The sequence below is a fragment of the Shewanella mangrovi genome (genome assembly GCF_000753795.1).
In the GTDB taxonomy this organism is placed as follows: domain Bacteria; phylum Pseudomonadota; class Gammaproteobacteria; order Enterobacterales; family Shewanellaceae; genus Shewanella; species Shewanella mangrovi.
Window position 1 is genome coordinate 42,358 of sequence record NZ_JPEO01000015.1, and the last position, 25,281, is coordinate 67,638.

Here is a 25,281-nt window from a genome sequence, read left to right on the forward strand (position 1 = left end):
CCGATGCAAATTCGTAGTGACATCATGCGTATCTACCAAAAACTACACCTTTGGTGTGGCATCGGTGCTGGCATTCTGCTTTTTATCTGCTTTTTTGCCGGCGCGTTAACCATGTTTAAGACCGAGATCGCGGCGTGGGCCTCACCACCGGCGCACGTGTTGCCACAAGTTTCTCTGAATCAACTAGATAAACTGCTTCACAAAGCACAAGCGCAGCATCCTGAACTCAGTAAGGGCTTTGTGATTCATCCGGCAGATCCACGTTTTTCACCCCTCAGCTGGTCGAACGGAGAACGCGACCACAGCGTCAATCTGAGCGCTGAACACTGGCACGCCACGCTCGATGAGCAAGGCAATTTGATTACCGCCAAAGTACAACCGAACAAATTGGCCGATCTTATCGACCAATTACACCAGACGGCAGGGATCCCCGGCAGCCTCGGCCATGAGCAACTAGGTGTGCTCATTATGGGAGGCGCCTCAATCTTGTATTTTATCGCGCTGATATCAGGGGTGATTGTCTTGTTGCCAACCTTGGTTAAAAGCATGTTCGCTATCAGACGCCGAAAAACAGCACATCGATTTTGGCTCGATCTGCATAATCTACTTGGCATTACCGCACTGCCGTTTCACATCATCATCGCACTGACGGTCATCGTATTTGCTTTTCACGACCAGTTTTATGGTGCACTGAATCAACTGGTCTACAAAACACCCCCTAGTTTTATGCCGCGCAACGCTATGCAGCAACCGCTAGACACCACTCAATTGCCCAACATCAGCCAAATATTGAGCAGTGCTAATCAGTTTAACGAAGGTTATCAGGCTACCAGCATCAACGTTATGGGTCTAGGCACGCCTAGAGCGATGGCTCGGATTGAAATGTATAACGAGCAGGCGTTAATGCGGGGGCCAGTTGCCGATTTTCTCGCACTCAATCCATACACCCAGCAAGTGTTGTTCAGCACCATGACGCCCGGTAATGAGGGGGTTTGGGGACGAATTGTGTCGAGTTTCTTCGGTTTACACTTCGGCAGCTATGCGGGAATGCCGGGGCGCTGGCTCTATTTTCTGCTAGGCCTTAGCGGGGCCATGCTGTTCTATTCCGGCAACCTGTTATGGCTGGAGAAACGTCGCAAACAGCAAACCTCTGAACAGCCCAAACGAGTGCAGATAATGGCGGCACTCACCGTCGGCAGTTGTCTTGGCACTGTGGTTGCTGTCGCCGCTAGCATGCTACTTGGTAAATGGCTCTATCAATTCATCGATAACATCAACTACGGCTACTTATGGTGTTATTACCTGTGCTTCGGGCTAGCGCTGCTGTATAGCGTCAAAATCGGGGCTGCGAGGGCGGCGATTCACCTGCTTCAATTAACCGCCATGATTTGCCTATTGATGCCGCTCACCTCGTTACTGGCGCTGACGATACCGACGTTAGGACTGTGGGCCCCCCAAACACTGGCAACTATGATGGTCGACATCACCGCCTTGCTGGCGGCCTTGCTGCTTGGCTATTGCACAAAGTTGACACGCAGACGGGCATTAACGGGCGAGCCAGACAGTATCTGGGCTATTCGCCCGTCAGCAACAGTCAAACACATGGCGCCACAAGCATCACGCTAACAGCAAGGATTGCAGCAACTATCAGACTTTTGCGGCATGCGACCTTAATTTGTCATACAAAATTGACTACTATAGGCGCATTCTCTTAATGATAGGACGCCCGCATGTTCAATTTTGACTACCGCAATCCGACCAAGATCGTGTTTGGCCAAAATCGCCTCAACGAACTCGACCAACTGATCCCAGCCGACGCCAAAGTGCTCATCACCTATGGTGGTGGTAGCGTCAAGAAATTTGGCACTCTCGATGCGGTAAAAGCAGCGCTGGGACAACGCACAGTGTTGGAATTTGGGGGGATTGAACCTAACCCTCGCTATCAAACTCTGATGCAAGCGGCGGCGTTAGCCAAAGCAGAACAGATAGATTTTTTGCTCGCCGTCGGCGGTGGTTCCGTCATGGACGGCACCAAATTTATTGCGCTGGCGAGCCATTATCGCGGTGACTGCGCCGAACTGTTATTCAAAGGCACTGAGCAAGTCGACGCCAGTGCCGTACTGCCGTTAGGGACCGTGGCAACCTTACCGGCAACTGGCTCCGAGATGAATGGTAATGCGGTGATCACCCACCCTGACGGCAAGCTAGCGTTATCTTCTCCTTTGGCGTACCCGCAGTTTTCTATTCTCGATCCAAGTCTGACGTTTACTCTGCCGAAAATTCAGGTTGCCAACGGTGTGGTCGATGCATTTGTGCATGTATGCGAGCAGTACATGACCTACCCTGTGGATGCGCGCATTCAAGATCGTATGGCCGAAGGCATATTACGCACGCTGATCGAAATCGGCCCAATCACCATCAACGAACCCAATAATTATGCCGCACGCGCCAATTTAGTCTGGAGCGCGACCAATGCCCTCAACGGTTTGATTGGTGTTGGCGTGCCGCAAGATTGGGCAACGCACTGCATCGGCCATGAACTGACGGCCCGATTTGGCATTGATCATGCGCAAACACTGGCAATTGTGATGCCTGCGCTCTGGCAAGCACGTCGCCAACAGAAAGCCGCCAAGTTGCTGCAGTATGCGGAGCGTGTCTGGGATATTTGTGATGGCAGTGACGAGCAACGCATAGATGCCGCCATTGCAAAAACGCGCGCGTTTTTTGAAAGCCTTGGCATTAGCACACGCTTGAGCCATTACGCCGATGATGAAAACAGCATCGACGATATTATTGCAGCGCTCGACGCCCATGGCATGACGCAACTGACAGAAACCCAAGATCTTGGCCTCGACGATAGTCGTGCGATTTTGCAGTCGGCATGGTAACTCGTTCAGCGCATTAAAATTCATTTACTAAATATTCGATGCAAAGACGCTGTCAGTGACGCAAACTCGCTGTTGCCGACATGACAGCGTCATGATTTTTTAGGACAATGCCGCCGCGCTTTGGGCCAAGGAATATTTGGAATAATGAAACAATCAACAAAAAAACTGCTAATTGGTTTGCCTGTGTTAGCAATTATCGCCGCAGCGGCGTGGTGGTATCTGGCACCGAGTAGCACTCATAACCCCAATGCTTTATGGCAACTCATCAGTCAGCGCTGTGTTATCGGTCAGGAACAGGCTGGCAATCCGGCTCCCTGCAGTAAGGTGGATGAAGCCAAGGGCTATGTCACGCTGAAAGACCGTAACGGTCCGTTGCAATACCTGCTAATGCCGGTCAGCCGTATCACTGGCACAGAAAGCCCAGCGCTACTAAACGCCGACACGCCAAAATTTTTCGCCTTGTCATGGGATGAGCGTCATTTGCTGGCGGAAAAGTATGGTCGTCCCATCGATGACGCCGCTTTATCACTGGCGATCAACTCAGCCTATGGCCGTACCCAAAACCAGATGCACATTCATATCTCCTGTCTGCGTACCGATATTCGTGCTCAGTTGGATAAACTGGCGCCCACGCTGAATGCGCATTGGCAAGCGGTCACACTCGACAATAGCGACTACCAAATCCGCACGCTGAACGACAGTGAACTGCACAACGAGAGTTCCTTTATCCGTATCGCCAGAGAGCTCAAGGTAGCACCCGATGATATGGGGAAATTTGGTTTAGCCTTAGCGAGATTGCCCGATCAACGCTTGGCACTGCTAGCGTTGCAAGCGAGCTGGTTTGGTATTGAAAAAGCCAGCCCGGAACTGCTGCAAGATCATAGCTGCGCTATTCTCAACCCCGCGCCTTAAGCTAACTTGAGGCGCAGATGCTGCGCCTCATTGCTCCTTTCATATTTTGTTACGCTAATTTAGCGTTTAAAAAAACGTTTCAGTGTTCTGCCGGTCACCAAGGATGAGTACAATGCCGCCACTGATAATAGGAGACACACTATGTATCGTTTGTTTGGATTGTTGTTATTGGCCTTCACCAGCCAAGTCCACGCTTGGGGATTCACCGGCCACAAGGCCTTCTGCGAAGCCGCATTTGATTTAACTCAGCCTTCGACCCAAAAAGCACTCAGCGCCATTGCGGCGAAACAGGGCGAGTATCACTCCTTTGCCGAAGCTTGTACTTGGGCAGACGACATTAAAAAAGACCATAAATGGGATTGGTCCAAGCATCTGCATTACGTCAATATCGCACACAATGATCATCACTTAAGCGCCAGCGATTGTCCGAAGAAAGGCTGCGTACTCAGTGGCATCGACGAGATGCAAGCCAAGCTGAAAAAAGATCCACAGGACTGGCAGGCGCTGTTTTTCCTCGCCCATTTTGTTGGCGATCTACATCAACCGATGCACGTGAGCTATGCCGATGACTGGGGTGGCAATAAAACCAAAGTGAGCTTTTTCGGTAAACCTGCCAATCTACACGGCATTTGGGACTACGGCATTATTGAACATCTGATTGGTAATGACTGGAAAGGCTGGGGCGACCAGCTAGCGAGCAAAGCCTCTGCCGCTGATGCGAGCGGAACGCCCGCGCAATGGGGCAACGAATCACTGCAACTGACGCAGCAGATCTATCAGGGCTATCATGAAAATGCGCAACTTGGTCAGGCCTACATTGACGCCAATGCACCGCTGATTGAGCAACGTATTGAGAAAGGCGCTGAACGTTTAGCCAAAATGCTGGATGCGATTTACGCTAACTAAACCGCAACTATGCTTCAAAAATCCCTGCTACGGCAGGGATTTTTATTTATTACCTCGCATTCACACTCCCTCATAAGCGCTATTGCCACCACACTGCGTACTGTTACAAGTGTAAAGGTTAAGGTCAGTAAGTCTTATTCCATATCCCCTTATAAGTTAATCAGTTACCTCATTTTTTTTGCCAAAAAGACCATTATTTTGAGGTGAGTTTGATCTAAATCAACGTAATACAAATGAGAATCGTTATTGATACAATTGTCATAAACTTCTATATTAGCCGTCGCTGAAAGAGACAACCACTCGTAGTTGTCCAACTAACCACTTACAACTTCAGGATTTTTCACGATGAAGACGAAAAAATGCCGTCACGGACGAGTGCGGCTGAGCGCGACTGTATTGGGGTCTTTGACATTGGGGATGGCGGTGACTCCGGCAATGGCAGCAGAGCAGCCAACCGCTGAGCATAAACAACACGCCAAAGATCATCACCCTGACAAACGCCACCATCATGATGATAAGCGACTGGAACACATTGAGATTAATGGTGAATACTCGGGCTATAACAACCGTCGCGTGCAATCAGGTAAATTCACCGAAGATCTGCTCAACAGCGCTAAATCTGTTACCGTGATTAACCAAGATCTGATCAAGGATATGGGCGCCCAAAGCTTTACTGATGCGTTGCGTGCCACGCCTGGCATCACCCTAGGTACAGGTGAAGGTGGCAACCCTTACGGCGACCGTCCTTTTATTCGTGGTTACGATGCGCAGTCATCTACCTTCATCAACGGTATGCGCGATGTCGGCTCGCAAAACCGTGAAACCTTTAACATTGACCAGATTGAAGTACTGAAAGGTCCTAGCTCTGTATATAACGGCCGAGGTGCTGTAGGTGGCAGTATTAATATCGTCACCAAAAAAGCCCGCTTAGGCGACTTCATCAATGCCGATGTGGCGGTAGGAACTGACTCACTAAAGCGCGCCACCCTAGATGTAAACCACAGCATTGGCGATGACAGCGCCGTGCGTATCAATATGATGAGCCATGACGCCGATACTCCGGGACGCGACCATATTGCGGGTAATCGCTGGGGCGTTGCACCTTCCATCAGTTTAGGCCTCAACAGCGCTACTCAGGTGACACTGGAGTATTACCACTTTGAAAGCCACGACGTACCTGACTACGGCATTCCGTACGATCAAACCACAGGGCGTCCGGTAAAGGTCGATGCCGACAGCTTTTATGGCTTGCTGGATCGCGATTTTCGTGACAACAGCGATGATACCGGCTCGGTACTCATTAACCATGATTTCAGCGATACGCTGCACTTAAGTTCAAATACCATTTACAGCCGCAATACCAACCACTACATAGTGACCAACCCAGATGATTCGGCTGGCAACGTAGCCAATGGTTATGTATGGCGAAATACCAAGGCGCGTAACTCCGCCACAAAAACGCTGGCGACACAGTTGCAACTTGCGGGTGAAGTAAAACTGGCGGGCATGCCAAACCGTTTTGCTGTGGGGGCCGAATTTAGTAACGAACGCACCAGTAACCGCAGTTACAGCGTCGATACCGGCAACGGCCGTAATGCGGGTTGTGATGCCGATATGCTGGCCAGTTACAACTGCACTAGTTTAGAAAATCCCAACGCCAATGATCCTTGGGTAGGCGATATCACTCTGAGCGCGACACCAACGGTCACCGAGACAGACACTCGCTCGCTCTATGCTTTCAATACGCTGGAAGCCACCGAACAGTGGTTTATCAACGCGGGCGTGCGCTGGGACGACTTTGATACCACCGCCACTGCGGGTGATAGCACGCTGACGAACCAAGATAGTTTCTTCAACTACCAGCTATCACTACTCTATAAGCCTGCCGAAAACGGCAGTATTTATCTGGCATGGGGCACCTCATCTAACCCGCCGGGGACCTCCAACGGTGATGGTAGTGATCGCCTCAGCAGCAGTAACGAAGACTTGGAGCCGGAAGACACCAAGAGCTTAGAACTGGGTACCAAGTGGGATCTGTTCCATGGTCGTTTGTCACTGAACGGCTCTATCTTCCAGATTGAGAAGAACAATGCGCGCGTTGCGACTGAAGCTGGTCGTGGTGCACCACAAGACAACGTGGGTAAACAAAAGGTCAAAGGCTTTGAAGTCGGTTTCTCCGGCGATATAACCAAGCAATGGCATGCCTTCGGCGGTTATACCTATTTGGATGCAACACTCGAGGCTAACGGCTTTAACAGTGCGCTGGATGGTAATCGCTTTCCAAACACCGCCAAAAACAGCTTTAGTTTGTTCACCAATTACGACATCACTGAGCAGTTTAATGCTGGCGTAGGTGCTTATTACATGGATAAGGTTTATGGCAATACCGCCAACACCTTATGGATCCCATCGTACTGGCGCTATGACTTTGTCTCCTCTTATCGCTTTAACGATATGGTGACCCTACGTTTGAACGTGCAAAACCTCACCGACAAACGTTACTTTGATAAGGCGTATGCTGCTCACTTTGCCAATATGGCACCGGGACGATTAGCCATGTTAAGTGCAGATTTCCGTTTCTAGGTGCTGACTTAGCAACCTTATCAGCACGAACAAAATATGCGGTGCCGACCAGTGTCGGTACCGCTTTTGCGTATCAGGATATTGACCATGTTATTAGAAATTCCGCAGCTGTTTTCCAAGGCTGAAGTGGCCCAGCTTAGAGCCAAGCTTGATGAAGAACCTTGGATCGATGGCAACCAGACCTCGGGAGAGATGGCGGCCACCCGCAAACGTAATCAACAGTTAGATAAAGATAACCCAGTAGCGATTGATCTTGGGCAACTGGTGATGGATCGGCTGATGGCACATCCCTTGTTTGTTTCTGCCGCGCTGCCATTACAATTCTACCCGCCGCTGTTTAATCGCTACGAGGGAGGAGAAACCTTTGGTTACCACATCGACAATGCCATTCGGTCCACCGCCGAGGGGTTAGTCCGCACCGACCTGTCGACCACGCTGTTTTTAAGCGAGCCGGACAGCTATCAAGGCGGAGAACTGGTTATCCAAGACACGTTTGGTACTCAGGCAGTCAAGCTGGCAGCCGGTTCAGCGATTCTTTATCCCTCCACCAGCCTGCATCAGGTAACACCCGTTACTCAAGGTGAGCGTACCGCGGCTTTTATGTGGTTGCAGAGTATGGTGCGCGATGAAGGACAGCGACGCATGCTATTTCAACTCGATCAATCGATTCAGGCACTGACCGCATCCAACGCTGAACAACAGGAAATTTTTAATCTGACCGGCATTTATCACAATCTGCTACGGCGCTGGAGTGAACTTTAGTGCGAAAAAAAGCCAACCGACGAACGCGGTTGGCTGAGATTGGAATTTACCTAGCAAGCATCACGATAAGTCCGTTTACCGTGTAAAACGACTGTGCCTGCTGGAGAGTTATTATTGTTATTATTCTAAAAAAAATCAGATACCTGCTTGAGTCAGTAAAGCCAAATCTTCATTGCTCAGCTTGAGCATCGCGGCTTTGGCAAAGCTGTCGATATGCTGCGGTTTGGTGGCACTGACAATTGGCGCCGTCACACCGCGAGCGGCCATCAGCCAAGCTAATGCGACTTCTGCTGGCTGCGCACTATGCGCCTCAGCGACGTTATCCAATGCTGCTAAAATGGCATGGCCTTTAATATCCAGATACTTACCAATACCTTCACCACGAGCACTTTGGCCTAAGTCGGCGGCAGTGCGGTATTTACCTGACAAAAAGCCTGATGCCAAACTGTAATAGGTCACCACACCGATATTCTCTTTGACACACAACTCTTGCAATGTGCCTTCAAAACCTGAGCGATCATACAGATTGTACTCAGGTTGCAGCACTTGATACGGTGTGAGCTGCCGTTGCTTGGCGGCATCCAATGAGGCTTGTAGCTGATCAGCGTTAAGGTTAGATGCACCAATCGCGTTAATTTTTCCTGACTGTTTAACATCATTAAACGCTTGCAGAGTTTCGCCAATATCAGTGTCCGCATCGGGCCAGTGGGCAAAATAGAGATCGACATAATCTGTATTGAGTCGAGCTAAGGATGCATCAATCGCTTGCTTGATCCAGTTGGCTGACAAGCCCTTTTTACCGGGTTGTTCGAGATCCGCACCTACCTTGGTAAAGATTTTCACTTTATCGCGTATTCCCGGACGAGCCTTCAGCCAGTTCCCTATGATGGTTTCCGACTCACCGCCTTGATTGTCCGGTGCCCAGATCGAGTAACAATCAGCAGTATCAATACTGTCAAAGCCCGCATCGACAAAAGCATCGAGAATGGCAAAACTGGTTTTCTGGTCGATCGTCCAGCCAAAGACATTGCCGCCAAACACCAAGGGCACAATCTCTAGCCCTGTTTGACCGAGTTGTTGCTTATCCATCTGCAACCTCCTTACAGAATATCGTCGACAACACCGCCATCAACGCGCAATGCTGCACCGCTGGTCGCCGACGCTTGCTTAGAGCACACATACACCACCATATTGGCAACCTCTTCAACGCTGGCGGCACGTTGGATCACTGAGCTGGCGCGGTGAGTCATGACAAACTCTTTACCAATCTGTTCAAACGACTTGCCAGTCCGTTCGGCTTCTTCGGCCACCATAGTTTCAAAACCATCAGAAATGGTTGGCCCCGGCAGTACTGCGTTCACCGTTACGCCGCTGCCAGCCACGCGTTTAGCCAGACCGCGACTCAATGAAAGTTGGGCGGTTTTAGAAACACCGTAATGGATCATATCCGCCGGAATATTGCGTGCCGATTCTGACGAAATAAACACTACCCGTCCCCAAGCTTGCTGCTGCATAGCAGGCAGATAGGCACGTGCCAGTCGCACGCCCGACATCACGTTAGTTTGCCAATACTGTTCCCAAGTGGCGTCGTCAGTTTCAAAAAAATCTTGTGGGCCATAGATACCGGCATTGTTCACCAAAATATCCACGCTCGGAATGGTATTGATCAACTGCTCACAGCCGGCATCGGTCGACAAATCAGCCACTGCCAACACAATGTCGGCATCACTCACTTCCGCGAGTAAGCGCTGCTTAGCTGCCGCTACTGTGGCTTCGCTGCGGCCATTGAGTACCACTTTAGCGCCGCTTGCCGCCAGTCCCTTGGCGATAGCAAACCCAATACCGCCGCTAGAAGCGGTCACTAATGCTGTTTTGCCTTCTAATCTGATGTCCATATTTCCTCCAGAGATTTGGCAGCTGAATATGCCAATTCAGCTATTGAACATTTGATGGCTCATTGTAGAGACTGAGTTAACTTGATTAAATGGACACAATTTAAAGATACTCTTTCCAAAAGGTTAACAATGAATGGATTAGATGATCTCACTGGTCTGAAGGTATTTGAGCGGGTCGTGTCTCTCGGCAGTCTCACTGCCGCGGCCAACGAGTTAGGCTTGTCTCTTGCGGCGACGTCCAAACGCCTGACCAACTTAGAAAGACGTAGTGGCCTACAACTCATACAACGCAGCACCCGGAAGCTGTCGGTCACGGATGAAGGCAAGACTTTATATCAGCATGCGCAGCGCATCCTGCACGAACTCCATCAAGCTGAAGAAGCATTACTAAAACAGCAACAACATCTGTCCGGCACGCTAAAAATTACCGCGCCCAATAGCTTTGGTCATCGAGTACTGCTGCCGCTGTTAGTCGAGTTTCATCGCCACCATCCAGAGATCCAGCTACAGTTGCTGTTTAGTGATGAAGTCAAAGACCTGATCGCTCACGGTATTGATATCGCTATTCGTTACGGCGAGCTACCAGACTCGGGATTGATTGCACGGCAATTGCTTGATAATCGGCGGGTGCTCTGCGCCTCTCCTGCTTATCTGCAGCAACATGGATCGCCAACAACGCTGGCCGACGTAGCACAGCATCGTTGTATTGTTATTGGCAGCCACGCCGAGACAGAATGGCGTTTCAGCCAAGATAAAGTCCATATACGCGCCCACTTCCTTTGCCATGACGGGGAAACTGGCCATGACTTAGCGCTGCAGGGAGTTGGCATTGTGATGAAGTCTTATTGGGACGTCGCCAGCGATCTTCGTAGCGGCAAGTTAGTACAGCTACTGCCCGGCATCGCAGAATCCAATGCCCCCATCAATCTCGTTTATCTGCGTAATCAAAATGCCACACCAAGGCTGAAGCAGTTTGTTGATTTCTTACTGCAGGCAACACAAAAAATGACCATCTGATCGCGAAGTTGTACGAAAAAATGTGCCACGCTTATGGGAGAAGAAAGAAAAAGGACAGGCACTATGAAAGTGGCGGCAATCTACGATATTCATGCAAATCTTCCTGCGCTGGAGGCGGTGCTGGCTGAGCTCTCCAGCCTGCGAGTGGATATGCTGGTCGTGGGTGGCGATGTCATCTCAGGGCCGCTGCCCAACGAAACCTTAGCGCGCCTTAATGAATATCAAGGCAACAAACTCTTTCTAAAAGGCAATGCTGAGTCAGATCTGCTGAGCTGCCTGAACAATGCGCCGATGAACGCCCTTAGCCCGCGGGCCGCACACGAAGCCCATTGGTTAGTATCAGTGCTCAAAAATGAATATAAAAAGCAGATTGCTAACTGGCACTTTACGACCGAGATTAACTCACCTGAGCTTGGTCGCATGTTATTTTGCCATGCGACACCACGCGACAATGTCGAAATTTTTACGGAACAAACCCCGCTAGAACAGCTGCGTCCTATGTTAAGCCGCTGCAATGCAGACCTCATCATCTGCGGTCATACCCACATGCAATTTGAACGACGTCTGCCTCAGTGTCGCATCGTCAACGCTGGCAGTGTTGGCATGCCTGTTGGTACCAATAGCGCATGTTGGCTGTTGCTAGACCATCAAATCAGCTTTAAGCAAACACCATATGATGTGCAAGCCGCGGCACAACTGATCCGTCAATCTGGCTATCCTGATGCAGAGAATTTTGTGCAGCAACAAGTGTTATCCGCACCAGAGGAAGCGGAATTTGAAATCATGCTCACTCAGATGGCAAGGCAGCAATTGCGACCGGCGTCGTGATCATCACCGTCATTATCTTATCCTTTAGCCAAAGATAAACGCGCGAAACTCGCGGCATCAGCATTTGCTGCTTACACTCAATAGAGGTTTGCAAATATAGCTTTGATATTAAACGCTTGGCGTTAATGTCTAGCTTGAACTCGCACTCAATCTAGGGAGGGTTAATGACGGTTCTCAAACTGATCCGCTGCATCGTGCCGCGCGAACATCGTCAGGCATTTTCCGCCGCACAAAACATCTGGCAGGCGTTAGCGCCGATAGAGGGATTTGCAGGACAGGCTGGAGGCTGGGAAGCGGTGAGCGCGCATGCGGTGATTTTTGGCTATTGGTTAAGTGTCGAAGCGCTACAACAGTTTATGGACACAGAGCACGATAGCTTTCTTAAAAAGAACACCGATATTCAATCCTTTAGTGAATGCCAAGTGTCACTCTATGAACAAGTATTAGCGGTGCCAGCAATGTCACCTAGTGATGATCAGTCACGGGTGATACGCACTGTGTTCTGCAACGGCGTGAAGGATGAACGTCAGTTTATTCGCGATCAGCTGGCGATGTGGAATCCAGCGCTCGCGACACAAAACGGTATGCTAGGCGGTTACATCTGGCGTAACCGCCTGCGCAGCCGCGATTTTATTCTGCAAACCTATTGGGAAAGCAAGCAAGCCCACACGCGCTATCTCGAAGACTTGCTGCCAGAATTAATGCAAGCCATGCGGCCAATGCGCTATATGCAGTCGATCTCAGGTAGTTATGTGCTTGAAGAGCCATTGTGGCGGGTCAATCCGCAACATCGACACTATGCCGGCGTGCCTGAGTAGCCAACGCAGAAGCGCGCACCATCAGCTTGCTAGTGTAAGCGCTATCCAGCTCAATAAACGCTCACCCGCCGAGCATTGTTTATATTTTCTAATGCATTAATGAAAATACGCATCACTGGTGAGTTAAAAGCCCCAATAGCGCAACTTTTTGCGCTCTTTTAGCGAGCGCACGAAATTGGCGGGTTTCGCCTTGAGCTGGCCAAATTGCGTGTGTTTAAAATCGTCAATAGCATCCAATACGCGCTCGCTCGATTTGCCATCTTGGTAAGGATGGGTATCGGCAATAAAACCATCGATTTTCGCCATCAGCTCATCGGGACAACTCAAGGCATAGGCGATTGCCTGTTCCAGCGCATCGGCTTCGGTGACATTAAGCAGATGCTCAGTATTACCGCGCGTTTGATTTCTGAACGTCACCACAGGCTTGCGCTGCAACAGGAACATCGTCATCACCGATGAGGTGTCACACACCATTAAATCGGCTTGCTGCAATAGCGGAATAACATTATCGGTCTCAACAAAGGTTAACTGTTCGTTTTGCAATGCTTTATAGGCATTGACCACTTCTCGCGGCATTTTCGGGTGAAACTGCACTAGCCAACGCCATTTGCCGCTGTCGCGTAACTGCCGAATCGTCTCCACTAGCAGCGGCGCGCATGACAGCTCTTTGGTAAAGGTCGAGCACAGCAAAATGGTCTTTTTGCCATCGTCTGGCACAGCGGAAGGAAGATTTTGAAACAGCGGGTCCATCGCCGACCAACCGGTTTGCCTTACACCAAAGAAGCCATATTTTTTTGCTCGCTGTTCAAAGCCGCTGGTGGTATTGGGGCCTTGAGTACAATAAAGATCGAAACAGCCGCGAATATTGAAGTGGCCACGGTCATCAGGACGGGTGGACTTGGCCACATTAAAGCCATGAAAAATACCGACCTTGATGCCCGGAATAAATTTCGGCACATGATTGCCCGGCACTAACACCACATCAGGATGCCACGCCACCACCTCTTTGATGCTATTAAATTTGCGCTCATCCGCGTGCAAATAATCATGGCGAATTTCATTGCCCGCTAAGAACCATACGGCTTCGTCGCCACGCTGCAAAATCGCTTGCTGCAAGGGGCGCAAAATGGCGTAGGAGTAGTTCTGTTCGGCGTAAAGTAAGTAGCGCATGGGGCTGATGACTCTTAGTGAATTAGCTAACACTCTAATCAAATTTTTGCCAACAATAGTCGCTTGCTAAGCCAATGAAAATTAGAGTGTCTTTTGGACTGTCATAATGTGTTGCCAATAGTAACGCAACCACTTGATGATTGCGCAATGAAATCAAATTCCGCTGGCGTAATGATGTCTCACGCGGCATCAATGCTAGTGAAATTTGCTCCAGACAAAGTGATCAACAACCTAGTGTGTGTTCGTATTGATGAGCGCAAATCAAACCAAGACCAGTAACAATGAATATCTTTGTGTTAGATGACAATATTGCTAAATGCGCCGAGTATCACTGCGACCAACACGCGATAAAGATGATTTTGGAATCGGTGCAGTTGCTCTGTACTGCGTTGAATAAAAAGGGCTTTCGCACGCCGTATAAATCAACCCATATGAAACACCCGTGCCTACTTTGGGTTGAAGAGTCCTACGACAACTTTGAATGGCTGGTCAAACTCACGCGGGCGCTCAATGCCGAATACCGTTACCGCTTTGATAAACAAACCGATCACAAGTCGATGGCGGTGCTGGAACAGATCCTCGATATGCCATTTGAGCGACGCGGCCTAATGCCATTTCCGCAAGCGATGCCTGATGAATTTAAAGTTTCCGGCAACGCCGTGCAGGCCTATCGTAACTTCTACATTGGCGACAAAATGCGGTTTGCGAAGTGGACTAAGCGCCCAATGCCACAATGGCTCATGACTGCAGTTCAGGTTCAGCCAAGTTAAACTAGAATAACCATTCAACTCGCTAACATACGGCATGGAGCCCATAAGGAGTACGGAATGAAACACATACTATTCACACTCTTGCTACTGCCACTACTGAGCCTAACCAGTGCTTGTCAGCAACTCGCACCGATGCGGGAAAATCCTGCGGTGCACTTTGTGTGTAAAAACGGCCAATCGCTAGATGTGAGATTTGACAATCAACAACAAAAGGCGGTGATTCGTTATCAAAATAAAACGATCACTTTGCCGCAACAGCCCAGCGGTTCCGGATTTCGTTACGCCGATGCAGCCCATGAAATTCGCGGCAAAGGTAACGCATTAACGGTCAGCCTAACGCCAGATCAACAAATTCAATGTGTTGCCTATCCCTGAGCAGATCAAATAACGCCTAAAAACCCCCTTGTTATACTGGCATCTCGGCGAAAGAACGTTCAGACTGACCATTGATCGCACAGTAAATAAATCAACCGCGGCGGATCGTCGAGAACAAGGAGCGAGTATGGATCATGAATACATAGGCCAACTTCTGGGATTTACTTTGGCACACAGCGCCTCAGTAGTGGAAACGCTCGAACAAGACCAAGCAATGGTGCCTTTCGCTATTACCATGCAGGAAGATCAACAAGAGCTGGTCAATTTTGAAGCCGAAACCCAGGAACAAGCGGTTCAACAGGCAGAAGCCAAACTCGCAGAATTCAGTAACACCTTTAGCGCTTGGTGCTATGGTCAGGAAGGGATGATTACCCTCGAAGATACGCCGGTACATGTGATGTATTTTAAGGTGTGGCTAAAAGGGATGACCGCGCCTTTGGAGGCTTATCAACCCATCCAAAAATCGCCGTTCAAATTGCTGGGCAATATTCAGATTCAAAATTTTGTAGAAGCGGGTTTAGAGCAGGCACAAGGCGAGAGCTTTATTGCAGGTCTCAACCAAGGGATTGATATTCATCCCGCCACTGCATCGCGGTGGGATAGCTGGTTCGACAATGAGCCGAAGGATGACGCGGAATAACCCGTATTCTCGCTAGCGGCGATTAAACCTAATGGAACAGACGGGTGCTGGCCAATTGCCAGTCCCTTATTTGGTGTATTTGTAGGGTTCTTCAATCATGCAAGCAGTTACCGACACGTTAGCTTCACAACTGATGAAAATTCAGCAAACAGCGGCACCACAGGCCGATACTTTAGTCAGTATCGAAGCTGAGCAAACGCATTTTTATATCGCAGCCCGCCAGCAACGGGTGATTTTACCAGTGGGCTATCAATTGGTGGCACAACGTTTCTTTCAACATACGCCACCAACGCCAGACGATTTGGAATACGCCATCAATTACATTGAAGATGAGATTGAACGCGCCATTCCCGCCATTGGCCGTATTGAGCTGTTGGCGAGTCAAACCCCTTATCTACGCAAGATTGCCGAATTGGCTGGCGTATCGGTTAGCCCTTTGATGGAATTACCTCGCCAACAGATGGAGCGCTTATTTGGCTTTTATGCCGAGATCTCTCAAGGCCGCCCCCCGTTGCCATCAGAGCCAGATGTTAGTCCTGAATTTTACGCCAAGCTATTGATTTTAAGAGAGTACATGCATCATCTTAAAGTCACATCCATTACCTTAGTCGCAACGGAGTAAATCTATGCAACGTTGTGGCAAATGTCGTCATTTCACCCGAACCAAAGACAATAGCAAAGACCTCTGCGGCGCGTGGGAGATGCCAACACAAGCGACGCGGGCGGCATGTCAGTTTTTTACCCCAAAAAACAACCACCGCCCACGCTGATGCTCACGTCATTTTGCTAAGCATGATCTGCCCAGTGCGCCACAATTGACAAAATTTAATGACGCGATTTTTAAATAGCTGTTGTATAACAGGAGATTGGTTTAACTAACGTTCAGACTGAGTTAATGGCTGATTATCCTGAAACTATTACCTTTTTTGAGTGGTTGGCGCCCAAAATCCTCGCGGGTGAAAAGCATATTACGATTCGAGATTATGCCGAAAGCCACTATCGCCCTGGCACACGTGTAACAGCATATACACTGGAAACGCACCATCGCTTCGCCGACATAGAAATCATCTCGGTGGAGCCCTTGTTCGTGGAAGATATTGATGAAAATCACGCCGAGCAAGAGGGACTGGCACTGGAGCAATTGCAGGGACTAATACGCCGAATCTATCCCGATCAACATCAACTCTACGTGGTCAAATTCCGCTTATTACCGGATGTCACCACTGCGACGCCTGTCGCGTCAGCAAATTCTGCGGCCGATGAACAAGGTTAGGCCGGAAACATTGGTTCACACATTAATTCTCGGCAGTGAGCGCAAGAGCACCAGCGCTTGCAGTAAACTGCATGAGTCATATTCAATTAAAACAAGAAGAGATCCCTATGTTTAAGCGACTCTTAACCGCTGCTGCGGTCAGCACCATTTTGGTTGGTAGCCTAGGTGCTATCAGTAACAACGCCTTTGCTAATTCGGCCACAGAGCAGGCGTCAGCCTCACAAAAAGTCGGAATTAACCTCGCCGCAATGGACACCAGCGTTACGCCGGGCGACGACTTTTACAATTACGCCAATGGTCATTGGCAACGCACCACTGAAATTCCATCCGATCGTTCCTCTACCGGTGCTTTTTTAGTGGCGTTTAATGCGACTGAGAAGCACAAAGCCGAATTAATTAAAGAGCTGGTCAACGGCAAACACCCAGCAGGTAGCGATGAAGCTAAAATAGCCGCGTTCTATCAAGCATATGTGGATACTGCCGCTATCGATGCTGCTGGCATGCAGCCAGTAGCTGCCGATCTGGCGCGCTACGCAGCAATTAGCAATACTCAGCAACTGTCGACGGTGCTCGGTAGCAATCTGCGCGCCGACGTTGATCCACTCAATGCGACCCACTATGCCACTGAAAACCTGTTTGGTTTGTTCGTGACTCAAGGCTTAGCCACACCGGGCGAAGTACTGCCATATATTCTGCAAGGCGGCTTAGGTCTGCCAGAGCGACAATACTATTTGTCAGACGATCCGAAAATGGTGCAATTGCGTGAGCAATATCATCAATACATCAAGCAGTTGCTAACGCTCGCAGGGATTGAAGATGCTGCCGCCAAAGCAGACCGTATTTTTGCCTTGGAAACCAAAATTGCGCAGGCGCATGTAAGTCGTGCCGACAGTGAAGACTTTACTAAGGCGTCTGTGGTGTGGAGCCGTGCCGATTTTAGCAGCAAAGCCCCCGGCATCGACTGGAACGCGTTTTTCAATGCGGCGCATCTGGGTCAACAACAACGCTTTGATGCTTACCATGCCGGCGCCATTCCAGCACTGTCAAAGCTGGTCGCCAGCGAGCCGTTGCAAGCTTGGCAAGACTGGTTAGTGTTCCATCAAATCAACAGCCATACTGATGTGCTGCCAAGCGCATTGGACAACGCGCATTTTGCTTTCTACGGTACCACTCTGTCGGGTACGCCACAGCAACGTAGCCGCGATAAACGCGCCTTGAGTGCACTGGACGCATACTTAGGTGATGCCGTCGGTAAAGATTATGTTGAGCGTTACTTCCCGGCGTCAGCCAAAGCCAAAGTAAGCGGCATGGTGGACAACATTATCCAAGCCTTCCACGACCGCGTAGCCGCATTGGACTGGATGGCACCAGCAACCAAGAAAGAAGCACTCGCCAAGGTGAATTCACTCGTGGTCGGTGTTGGCTACCCTGACCAATGGCCGGACTACAGCAGCTACGCTGTATCGACAAAAAGTGCCTATGCCAACGCGGTTGCCGGTGAGCAATATCGTACTGCTCAGCAACTGGCTAAGATTGGTAAGCCACAGGATAAGCATGAGTGGTGGATGATTCCGCAGATTGTGAACGCCGTGAACCTGCCAGTACAAAATGCGCTCAACTTCCCCGCGGGGATTCTGCAAGCGCCATTCTTCAATGCTAATGCTGACGATGCCTACAACTACGGTGCTATTGGTGCGGTTATCGGCCATGAAATCAGCCACAGCTTTGACAACAACGGTGCTGCGTTTGACTCTACTGGTGCAATGCGTAACTGGTGGACTAAAGCTGACTTTGCCCGTTTTGCCGAGCAAGGCGAAGCGTTGGCGGCACAGTTTGATACCTATGCGCCATTCCCAGATTTACACGTGAACGGCAAGCTGACGTTAGGCGAAAACATTGCTGACGTTGCAGGCTTGGCAGCGGCGTTAGATGCATATCACGCCTCACTCAATGGCAAACCAGCGCCCGTGATTGACGGCTACACTGGCGATCAACGTTTCTTTATCGGCTTTGCACAAACTTGGGCAACTAAGATGCGTGATGCCGCGTTGCGCCAACGTATTGCGACCGATGGCCATGCGCCTGGCATGTACCGTGCGCTGACCGTCCGTAACCTCGATGCTTGGTACAAAGCCTTTGACGTTAAAGCTGGTGACAAGCTGTATTTGGCGCCAGAGAAACGCGTCAAAATCTGGTAATAGCATCGGCTCACCAAGACGAAAAAGCGCACCTTAAGGTGCGCTTTTTGATGGGCAACCGTGGGTATTAGGTTCCCAGCTGATTAGGTGTTAACTCGAGTTGGCGCTGCAACAACATGGACGTAACCTGCTTCGCCGGGCGAGGTCGCGCATAAAGATAACCTTGCCCTTCTTCACAGCCGAGAGATTGCAGCAGTTGCTGCTGCTCTACCGTTTCAATGCCTTCGGCAATCACCGTCTTATTCAACGAATGACCAATATCCACGATTGCCGCTACCAGCTGCTGATCTTTGGCTTCCTTAAGCGCATTCATCACAAAGGAACGATCAATTTTCAGGACCTTAAACGGCAGATCACGCAAACGCGCCAAGCTTGAATGGCCAGTACCAAAGTCATCAATTGCCAACGCAAAACCGCGTTTTTCGATATCCACCAGCTGCGTCATAATATGGTTCATATTGTCCATAATGTTGCTTTCGGTGATCTCAATCTGAATATAACGCGGCTCGATATCCATCTGCTCTGCCAAGGCCGAAATACGGTCACAGATGTTGCGGCGCATCAGTTGTTTAACCGACACATTAATCGCCATCTCAATATAGATATCCTCTTTTTGCCACTCGCGTAGCTGCCACAATGCTTGTACTAATACCCAATCACCCAGCTCTACAATCAGGCCCGAGTCTTCGGCAATCGGCACAAATTCCGCGGGAGACAGCATCCCTTCTTCTGGATGATTCCAACGAATCAGCGCTTCCACGCCGATGATTTCCCCAGTTTGTAGTGCCACCTTAGGCTGATAGAACAGCATCAGTTGTCCTTCGCTGTTCAGTGCCTGCCGCAGTTCTTGCTCGAGGGTAATCCGGCGGGTCATTTTAGAGGTCATGGCCGACTGGAAGAAGCGGAAGCAGTTGCCGCCTTCATCTTTGGCATTGCGCATCGCTTGATTGGCATGCATCAACAAGCTGTGCGCATCGGCACCATCATCGGCATAAAATGCCAATCCGAGCGACGCCGTGACCTGCAGTAAAATATTTTCCTGCTCAAACGGCCGCGAAATCGATTGCGACAGCAGCCGCATCAACTGCACCAGCTCCAATTTTTCATCGTTCTGCTCCAACACGATGGCAAACTCATCACCTGCAACGCGTGCGACAATGCCACGGTGGCGCGTCGCGATATCGGTCAGCCGTTCCGCCAAGTCCACTAAGAACACATCGCCTTGATCATGGCCGAGGCTGTCGTTGACATCTTTAAAGCGATCCAAGCCAATTGAAATCACAATAACCTGCGTTTGATTCTGCTGGGCAATCTCAATATGTGACTGAATTTTTTCTAATAAAGACAGACGATTAGGTAGTTTTGTCAAAGGGTCATAAAAGGTTTGATACTGGATTTGCTCAGCAATCTCTTCATCCATCTCCAATAACAATTGGTGATATTGCTTCTCGCGACGATAAAGCGACAGCAGCAAAGGCCGAAAGATAAAAAAGGCCTCGAGGAACAACGTCACCAACATACCGCCAAGCGAAAAACGGTTATAGCGCTGCAGCTGCTTAATGGCGGCTTCACTTTCATGCTGGAACTGAAACACTAAGGTATCTAGCGAGTTCAACATGTCGGCACGTGCCGATTGCTTTAACTGAGCGTAAGCAGCATCGCGCTGTGCCGGTGTTAACGAGGTATCCACTACCTCATCAGCAATTACCAAAAATTCGGTCACTTTTTGATGCAGATTCACCGGCGGCTGGTTAAATATCTGCTTGATATGCGCTGAGGTTGGGGTGGGAATATTGAGCGAACTCGAACCGTTCATCAGTGCATAATGCATAGTGCTCATGGTACTGATGGCATCGTAATAGGCGGCCGCTAAAGGTTCTCGCAGTTGGCTGGCACCAGCGTCGCGCAATTCGCTGGCAAAGAGGGTGATACGCTGCGACAGCATCCGCTGGCGTCCGGCAAGGTTAACAACACGTGCGGTGGCTTCTTGCTCATCTACAATGCTCTGCACTAGATAGTGCGATAACAGCGCTAAAACTGCGATAATCACCAGTGCTAGCAGATAAGTCAGCGTGCCTTTGCGCCAATGTTGCCGTAACAGCTCCGGATTTTTGTATACCCGCTCGTGCATCCCTTACTCCACTACCACAACGACCGTTATGGGGTTACGTCGTAGACAGACGTGCCTACTTCCCTGACTAACTTCCAGTCTAGTAGTTTCGCTGTAAATTTGAACAAATATCTTCTGCGTTTAAGCTTTCCTTTTGGGCATATAACAGATGAAGGAAAGCGCTAACTATGGGTGTATCTCGCCAACATCAGGCTTGAAACATTACAAACAAAAACACAATGCATTGATATTGTTGAAGTAAATATTTGGCACACTATTCGCTATAGCTAGACTCAGTGTTAAGGAGAGGCTGAGTTACAGCCTGCAAAATAAGTAAGGATGATCATCATGAGTGTAAGACCAGTAGCAGCTATCGGGGCATTAACCCTATTACTCATTGGCAGCATATTTTACGTCCAAGCCCGCGACGATGATAAATTGGAATATGAACACCGCAACTTGGTGTTAGACGCCAGCCAGATAACCGCGCTGCACGCACAGACCGGCGCGGGCAAATTGCGCATTGTTGGCGTTGAAGGGCAACAGAATATTACCGTTGAAGCAGATATTCACCGCTACGATGAGGTGGAACCGGAACTAAAACTGGTTATGGAAGATGGTCACGCCAGCTTTATTGCGCGCTTTAACGAAAGCGCCAGCTGGTGGCATGATTCTCCCTATATTGACGTGGTGTTAACCGTGCCTGCCAATCTGGCACTGAGCGTCAAAGATGGCTCTGGGCCTATCGCCATAAAGCGCATGAGTGGTGATATGGAAATTAGCGACGGCTCAGGCAGTCTGCATATTGATGGCGGCAATAATCTGGTGATACGTGATGGCTCAGGCAGCATTGAACTGCGCCATATCAACGGCAATATCGCCCTCAAAGATGGTTCGGGCAGTATCACTATTCGTGACTGTGGTGGCGATGTAAAAATCGCGGATGGTTCTGGCTCTATTGAAGTGAATCAAATCGCTGGCGCGGTCACGATTAATAATGGTTCCGGTTCGATTAATGTCACCCGCGCCAAGAGTCTGAATATCGTCGAATCAGGTTCTGGCAGCGTCAACTACCGCGATATTGAAGGAGAAGTGAGCGTCAACTAAGGCTGCTTGCTGACACAAAAAGGCCAGACATTGTCTGGCCTTTTTCAGTGCACACTACACACTAAAGCGCTCAATCAGCTGCTGCTGTTGATGCGATTGCTGCCGCAAGGCTTCACTCGATTGAGCGTTATCACTGGCCCCTTGCGCAGTTTGCTCCGCCGACTGGCTAATATCCACCACGCTGGCACTGATTTCCGCCGCCGTTTGACTCTGCTGCTCCGTCGCCGAGGCAATTTGCATATTCATCTCGACAATGCGGCTCATCACTTCGTTCATGCCAGCCAGTTCTTGCTCTGCCTGCTCAGCCACGGTGACACTGGCTTGGTTATGCTGCACATTGTCATCAATCACACTCACCACTGCTTTGATCAATTCCTGCATCACTTGGATCATGCGTTGGATTTCACTGGTGGAGTTTTTAGTGCGACCGGCCAAATCACGCACTTCATCAGCCACCACCGCAAAGCCACGGCCCTGCTCGCCCGCTCGCGCAGCCTCAATGGCGGCGTTAAGCGCGAGCAGGTTGGTTTGCTCGGCAATGGTGTTGATGGTTTCGATGATGGAATCGATTTGACGACCATATTCATCCAGTTCCATCGTGGTTTGCGCCGCTTTTTGGATCTGGGTCGACTGCATACGAATATTGCTCATGGTCTGGCTGATGCTGTCACCAACACGCTGCATACGGGTATCGGCTTCTTCTGCCGCCAGTAGCGTATCCTGCGCGCGGCCAGCCACTTCCTGCACCGATTGTTCCATCTCGGTCATCGCCGAGGCGGTCATTTCCAACTGCTGCTTTTGCAGATTGACGGCACTGGTGGTGCGCTCACTGATAGACGCATTTTGCTCAGACACCACCGCCAACTGCTCTGAGGCCTGATACAAGCTCGACAAGGTTTGCCGCAGATTCCCCACTAAACCATTGAGATAGCCACCGAGTTGGCTGAATTCATCTTTGCCTTTTTGGGTGAACTGCACTCGCATATCGCCCGCCGTCATCTGCACCAGGGCATCGCTAAAGGCGGTTAGCGTGCGCCGTACCCAGCCGGAAATGCTCATCGAAATTAGCACTGCAATGACCAGCGCCACGGCACTGATAATCAGCATCACGCGCTTCACTAGGTGCAGTCCGTTTTCTGTGTGCTGCTGCGCCTGCTCCACAGTTTTATCCGCTTGCTGCACAAAGGCTTCGGCCGCGGTTTGTAGCTCACCACTGATCTGCTTGGCGCTTAACAACAATTGATTAATATCGGCGTCGAGTTGCTGTTGTTGTTGATAGAGTCGATACAGGCCGTCAGCATCATTAAGCTGAGCCAACAATGGCTGTAACATCAGACCAAACAGCTTGCCTTTGTCGGCATCGGCTTGCTTAAGCTGTTCAAAACGTTGCGCAATCACCCGTCCCATGCCATCAACACTGCTGCTCAGTTTCGCCAAATCATGGTTCACCATATAGAGGTTGAACCCGTTCAGCACTTGATGCACATCTTGCGACAATCCCTTCATAATCTCGGCTTGAGCATTACGCGCATTGCCGTTGCCATATTTATTCAGGTAATAGGCTAAACGCACTTCTAAATTGCTGAGGATCTTCAGTTGCTGTTTCACCTGCTGCACCAACTGCAACGCTTTTATCCGCTGCTGTACTAATTGCGCGGCGCCAGCACTATTTTGTTGGCGATATTGCTCAATCGATTGCTTGGCCTGCTGCAATGCCGCATTCGCTTGCAATATGACCGCAGGAATAGCACCTAACTCGGTCGATACGCGGGCATCAAGCTCGCGAAAGGCGGCTGCGGCCTGATTCACTTCATCACTGCTCGATAGGCTGAAAATTCTCAGTAATTCATTATCTTGCTTAAGCAAGGTGAGCTTTACATCATTGGCGCCACGCGCCACAGCAAAGCCCTGCTGCGACAGCGTATCCAAATCGGTTTCTATACGGCTGATGGAGACATAATTCACCACGACCACTAATGCCAGCGCCACTAACAACACGGTAAAGCTGGCCACAATACGTTGGATTAAAGACATACTTCCGGCTCGCTATCAGTTGTTTAAGAAGGTTTGGACATTGTTGGACGTGACTAAGCGAAATGGCACCCAAGAAGGAGAATGTACCGCTTGCTGCTGCAATAACTTGTAAGTGGCATCCACTACGGCACTGGCTTGGCCGGCGGCATCCTGCAAAATGGTCACATCGAGATTCCCCGCTTGCAGTTCTTTCAGAGCATCGACCGTGGCATCAATCCCGCCAGTGAGATAGTCAGCCGGATTCTTGCCAGCATCGCGCAGCGCCATTAAGCCGCCCAAAATCATCTCGTCGTTATTGGCCACCAACACATCAAATGGCAGTTGCTGTTGTAACCACTGTGAGACCACTTTGTACGCTTGGTTACGCTGCCAGTTAGCGGTTTTACTGGCGACCAGCGACATGTTGGGATATTTAGCCAATACCTGCTTAACGTCCTGAGTTCGAGCGCGGGCGGCAGGATGGTTCTCATCGCCAATCAACAACGCCACTTTGCCTTGATGATGGGCGAGTCGTGCTAGCTCCTCCATCTGCAAGGTGCCAGACTGCTGTTCATTCGAGCCAACATAAACGGTATTGGCTGGCATGCTGCTGAGATCTTCCACCGGCTCGGTGTTGATAAAAATCAATGGCACTTGCTTGGCATAGCGGAATAGCTGACGATTTTGTTCTGGCGTGCCAACCGCAAAGATAACAATGGCATCGGCACCAGCATCGACAAACTGCTGCACCTGTGCCAACTGGGTAGCAAAGTCGCCGTCGGCAGAGTCGATGTAGCTGACATCGCCTTTAGCATCGATCTGTCGTTCAATATCTTTACTGATTTGATTACGAAAACTGTCTTCCTGACTCATGGTCACCGCGACAAATTTCGCAAAACAGGGAAGTGAAATAAACAAGGATGTGATCAGGGTGAAACAACATCGCATAAAAAAAGACGCAGATATGCATTTGCGCATAAAGAAGCCCCCAAAGCTTACAAAAGAAAAAGCGCCAG

At 49.9% G+C, this 25,281-nt stretch carries 23 protein-coding genes; 17 read left to right on the top strand and 6 right to left on the bottom strand.

Features of this window, described 5'->3' with window-relative positions:
* Positions 1-3 precede the first annotated feature (3 nt).
* From HR45_RS14835 to HR45_RS14860, 6 genes are all read left to right on the top strand, one after another.
* Positions 4-1,626, top strand: a complete 1,623-nt coding sequence (locus HR45_RS14835) for a PepSY-associated TM helix domain-containing protein (RefSeq protein ID WP_037444478.1) — start codon at positions 4-6, stop codon at positions 1,624-1,626.
* A 104-nt stretch (positions 1,627-1,730) separates the two neighbouring features.
* The gene (locus HR45_RS14840; RefSeq protein WP_037444480.1) at positions 1,731-2,888 is read left to right on the top strand and encodes an iron-containing alcohol dehydrogenase; all 1,158 of its coding nucleotides are present in this window, start codon (positions 1,731-1,733) and stop codon (positions 2,886-2,888) included.
* Positions 2,889-3,032: 144 nt separating this feature from the next.
* A complete protein-coding gene (locus HR45_RS14845; protein WP_037444483.1) occupies positions 3,033-3,800 on the top strand; it encodes a CDP-diacylglycerol diphosphatase in 768 nt (255 codons plus the stop codon).
* 141 nt (positions 3,801-3,941) lie between these two features.
* Positions 3,942-4,706 (top strand): S1/P1 nuclease, encoded by a 765-nt coding sequence (locus tag HR45_RS14850; protein WP_037444485.1) that lies wholly within the window; start codon positions 3,942-3,944, stop codon positions 4,704-4,706.
* A gap of 345 nt (positions 4,707-5,051) precedes the next feature.
* Complete coding sequence (locus HR45_RS14855; protein WP_037444486.1) at positions 5,052-7,289, top strand: TonB-dependent receptor; 2,238 nt, start codon at positions 5,052-5,054, stop codon at positions 7,287-7,289.
* Between the two features lie 87 nt (positions 7,290-7,376).
* Complete coding sequence (locus tag HR45_RS14860) at positions 7,377-8,051, top strand: Fe2+-dependent dioxygenase (protein WP_037444488.1); 675 nt, start codon at positions 7,377-7,379, stop codon at positions 8,049-8,051.
* Positions 8,052-8,186: 135 nt separating this feature from the next.
* On the opposite strand, the gene HR45_RS14865 is transcribed toward HR45_RS14860, so the two are convergent.
* Both HR45_RS14865 and HR45_RS14870 read right to left on the bottom strand, forming a co-directional pair.
* The gene (locus tag HR45_RS14865) at positions 8,187-9,140 is read right to left on the bottom strand and encodes an aldo/keto reductase (RefSeq protein ID WP_037444490.1); all 954 of its coding nucleotides are present in this window, start codon (positions 9,138-9,140) and stop codon (positions 8,187-8,189) included.
* Positions 9,141-9,151: 11 nt separating this feature from the next.
* Complete coding sequence (locus HR45_RS14870; protein WP_037444492.1) at positions 9,152-9,946, bottom strand: SDR family NAD(P)-dependent oxidoreductase; 795 nt, start codon at positions 9,944-9,946, stop codon at positions 9,152-9,154.
* Between the two features lie 129 nt (positions 9,947-10,075).
* Between HR45_RS14870 and HR45_RS14875 the strand changes: the two genes are divergently transcribed.
* The 3 genes from HR45_RS14875 to HR45_RS14885 all read left to right on the top strand — a co-directional run bounded on the left by HR45_RS14875 (position 10,076) and on the right by HR45_RS14885 (position 12,609).
* Positions 10,076-10,963 (top strand): LysR family transcriptional regulator, encoded by an 888-nt coding sequence (locus tag HR45_RS14875; RefSeq protein ID WP_037444494.1) that lies wholly within the window; start codon positions 10,076-10,078, stop codon positions 10,961-10,963.
* A 63-nt stretch (positions 10,964-11,026) separates the two neighbouring features.
* On the top strand, positions 11,027-11,791 hold the full coding sequence (locus HR45_RS14880; RefSeq protein WP_052074768.1) for a metallophosphoesterase family protein: 765 nt from the start codon (positions 11,027-11,029) through the stop codon (positions 11,789-11,791).
* Between the two features lie 164 nt (positions 11,792-11,955).
* Positions 11,956-12,609: a DUF4937 domain-containing protein gene (locus HR45_RS14885; protein ID WP_037444496.1), complete on the top strand. Its 654-nt coding sequence runs from the start codon at positions 11,956-11,958 to the stop codon at positions 12,607-12,609.
* A gap of 123 nt (positions 12,610-12,732) precedes the next feature.
* Here the strand turns inward: HR45_RS14885 and HR45_RS14890 are convergent, their stop codons facing one another.
* Positions 12,733-13,779, bottom strand: a complete 1,047-nt coding sequence (locus HR45_RS14890) for a CDP-glycerol--glycerophosphate glycerophosphotransferase (RefSeq protein ID WP_037444498.1) — start codon at positions 13,777-13,779, stop codon at positions 12,733-12,735.
* A gap of 147 nt (positions 13,780-13,926) precedes the next feature.
* Here HR45_RS14890 and HR45_RS19745 point away from each other — a divergent pair, with 147 nt between their 5' ends.
* The 7 genes from HR45_RS19745 (at position 13,927) to HR45_RS14920 (ending at position 19,035) form a co-directional block, all read left to right on the top strand.
* Entirely contained in the window at positions 13,927-14,058 is a 132-nt protein-coding gene (locus tag HR45_RS19745; RefSeq protein WP_277619584.1) for a hypothetical protein, read from the top strand.
* 2 nt (positions 14,059-14,060) lie between these two features.
* Positions 14,061-14,549 (top strand): pyrimidine dimer DNA glycosylase/endonuclease V, encoded by a 489-nt coding sequence (locus tag HR45_RS14895; protein WP_037444501.1) that lies wholly within the window; start codon positions 14,061-14,063, stop codon positions 14,547-14,549.
* Between the two features lie 57 nt (positions 14,550-14,606).
* Positions 14,607-14,924, top strand: a complete 318-nt coding sequence (locus HR45_RS14900) for an MliC family protein (RefSeq protein WP_052074769.1) — start codon at positions 14,607-14,609, stop codon at positions 14,922-14,924.
* 127 nt (positions 14,925-15,051) lie between these two features.
* Positions 15,052-15,564 (top strand): hypothetical protein, encoded by a 513-nt coding sequence (locus HR45_RS14905; protein ID WP_037444503.1) that lies wholly within the window; start codon positions 15,052-15,054, stop codon positions 15,562-15,564.
* Positions 15,565-15,661: 97 nt separating this feature from the next.
* On the top strand, positions 15,662-16,186 hold the full coding sequence (locus HR45_RS14910) for a hypothetical protein (RefSeq protein WP_052074770.1): 525 nt from the start codon (positions 15,662-15,664) through the stop codon (positions 16,184-16,186).
* A gap of 273 nt (positions 16,187-16,459) precedes the next feature.
* Entirely contained in the window at positions 16,460-16,837 is a 378-nt protein-coding gene (gene yqfB / locus HR45_RS14915; protein WP_052074771.1) for a N(4)-acetylcytidine aminohydrolase, read from the top strand.
* Positions 16,838-16,944: 107 nt separating this feature from the next.
* The gene (locus tag HR45_RS14920; protein ID WP_037444561.1) at positions 16,945-19,035 is read left to right on the top strand and encodes a M13 family metallopeptidase; all 2,091 of its coding nucleotides are present in this window, start codon (positions 16,945-16,947) and stop codon (positions 19,033-19,035) included.
* A 67-nt stretch (positions 19,036-19,102) separates the two neighbouring features.
* Here HR45_RS14920 and HR45_RS14925 read toward each other — a convergent pair whose 3' ends face one another.
* A complete protein-coding gene (locus HR45_RS14925; RefSeq protein ID WP_052074772.1) occupies positions 19,103-21,166 on the bottom strand; it encodes a putative bifunctional diguanylate cyclase/phosphodiesterase in 2,064 nt (687 codons plus the stop codon).
* A 327-nt stretch (positions 21,167-21,493) separates the two neighbouring features.
* Here HR45_RS14925 and HR45_RS14930 point away from each other — a divergent pair, with 327 nt between their 5' ends.
* Positions 21,494-22,252, top strand: coding sequence for a DUF4097 family beta strand repeat-containing protein (locus HR45_RS14930; RefSeq protein WP_037444563.1), 759 nt, complete (start codon positions 21,494-21,496; stop codon positions 22,250-22,252).
* Between the two features lie 54 nt (positions 22,253-22,306).
* On the opposite strand, the gene HR45_RS14935 is transcribed toward HR45_RS14930, so the two are convergent.
* Both HR45_RS14935 and HR45_RS14940 read right to left on the bottom strand, forming a co-directional pair.
* On the bottom strand, positions 22,307-24,286 hold the full coding sequence (locus HR45_RS14935; RefSeq protein ID WP_037444505.1) for a methyl-accepting chemotaxis protein: 1,980 nt from the start codon (positions 24,284-24,286) through the stop codon (positions 22,307-22,309).
* A 15-nt stretch (positions 24,287-24,301) separates the two neighbouring features.
* Complete coding sequence (locus HR45_RS14940) at positions 24,302-25,138, bottom strand: substrate-binding domain-containing protein (RefSeq protein WP_052074774.1); 837 nt, start codon at positions 25,136-25,138, stop codon at positions 24,302-24,304.
* Positions 25,139-25,281 lie beyond the last annotated feature (143 nt).

What these genes read in the sequence shown, in the direction of transcription:
- HR45_RS14860 (WP_037444488.1), top strand. Translation starts at nt 7,377, where the DNA reads ATGTTATTAGAAATTCCGCAGCTGTTTTCCAAGGCTGAAGTGGCCCAG.
- HR45_RS14895 (WP_037444501.1), top strand. Translation starts at nt 14,061, where the DNA reads ATGAATATCTTTGTGTTAGATGACAATATTGCTAAATGCGCCGAGTAT.
- HR45_RS14840 (WP_037444480.1), top strand. Translation starts at nt 1,731, where the DNA reads ATGTTCAATTTTGACTACCGCAATCCGACCAAGATCGTGTTTGGCCAA.
- HR45_RS14940 (WP_052074774.1), bottom strand. Translation starts at nt 25,138, where the DNA reads ATGAGTCAGGAAGACAGTTTTCGTAATCAAATCAGTAAAGATATTGAA.
- HR45_RS14850 (WP_037444485.1), top strand. Translation starts at nt 3,942, where the DNA reads ATGTATCGTTTGTTTGGATTGTTGTTATTGGCCTTCACCAGCCAAGTC.
- HR45_RS14845 (WP_037444483.1), top strand. Translation starts at nt 3,033, where the DNA reads ATGAAACAATCAACAAAAAAACTGCTAATTGGTTTGCCTGTGTTAGCA.
- HR45_RS14925 (WP_052074772.1), bottom strand. Translation starts at nt 21,166, where the DNA reads ATGCACGAGCGGGTATACAAAAATCCGGAGCTGTTACGGCAACATTGG.
- HR45_RS14865 (WP_037444490.1), bottom strand. Translation starts at nt 9,140, where the DNA reads ATGGATAAGCAACAACTCGGTCAAACAGGGCTAGAGATTGTGCCCTTG.
- HR45_RS14885 (WP_037444496.1), top strand. Translation starts at nt 11,956, where the DNA reads ATGACGGTTCTCAAACTGATCCGCTGCATCGTGCCGCGCGAACATCGT.
- HR45_RS14920 (WP_037444561.1), top strand. Translation starts at nt 16,945, where the DNA reads ATGTTTAAGCGACTCTTAACCGCTGCTGCGGTCAGCACCATTTTGGTT.
- HR45_RS14930 (WP_037444563.1), top strand. Translation starts at nt 21,494, where the DNA reads ATGAGTGTAAGACCAGTAGCAGCTATCGGGGCATTAACCCTATTACTC.
- HR45_RS14870 (WP_037444492.1), bottom strand. Translation starts at nt 9,946, where the DNA reads ATGGACATCAGATTAGAAGGCAAAACAGCATTAGTGACCGCTTCTAGC.
- HR45_RS14935 (WP_037444505.1), bottom strand. Translation starts at nt 24,286, where the DNA reads ATGTCTTTAATCCAACGTATTGTGGCCAGCTTTACCGTGTTGTTAGTG.
- HR45_RS14900 (WP_052074769.1), top strand. Translation starts at nt 14,607, where the DNA reads ATGAAACACATACTATTCACACTCTTGCTACTGCCACTACTGAGCCTA.
- HR45_RS14855 (WP_037444486.1), top strand. Translation starts at nt 5,052, where the DNA reads ATGAAGACGAAAAAATGCCGTCACGGACGAGTGCGGCTGAGCGCGACT.
- HR45_RS14875 (WP_037444494.1), top strand. Translation starts at nt 10,076, where the DNA reads ATGAATGGATTAGATGATCTCACTGGTCTGAAGGTATTTGAGCGGGTC.
- yqfB (WP_052074771.1), top strand. Translation starts at nt 16,460, where the DNA reads ATGGCTGATTATCCTGAAACTATTACCTTTTTTGAGTGGTTGGCGCCC.
- HR45_RS14880 (WP_052074768.1), top strand. Translation starts at nt 11,027, where the DNA reads ATGAAAGTGGCGGCAATCTACGATATTCATGCAAATCTTCCTGCGCTG.
- HR45_RS14835 (WP_037444478.1), top strand. Translation starts at nt 4, where the DNA reads ATGCAAATTCGTAGTGACATCATGCGTATCTACCAAAAACTACACCTT.
- HR45_RS14905 (WP_037444503.1), top strand. Translation starts at nt 15,052, where the DNA reads ATGGATCATGAATACATAGGCCAACTTCTGGGATTTACTTTGGCACAC.
- HR45_RS14910 (WP_052074770.1), top strand. Translation starts at nt 15,662, where the DNA reads ATGCAAGCAGTTACCGACACGTTAGCTTCACAACTGATGAAAATTCAG.
- HR45_RS14890 (WP_037444498.1), bottom strand. Translation starts at nt 13,779, where the DNA reads ATGCGCTACTTACTTTACGCCGAACAGAACTACTCCTACGCCATTTTG.
- HR45_RS19745 (WP_277619584.1), top strand. Translation starts at nt 13,927, where the DNA reads ATGAAATCAAATTCCGCTGGCGTAATGATGTCTCACGCGGCATCAATG.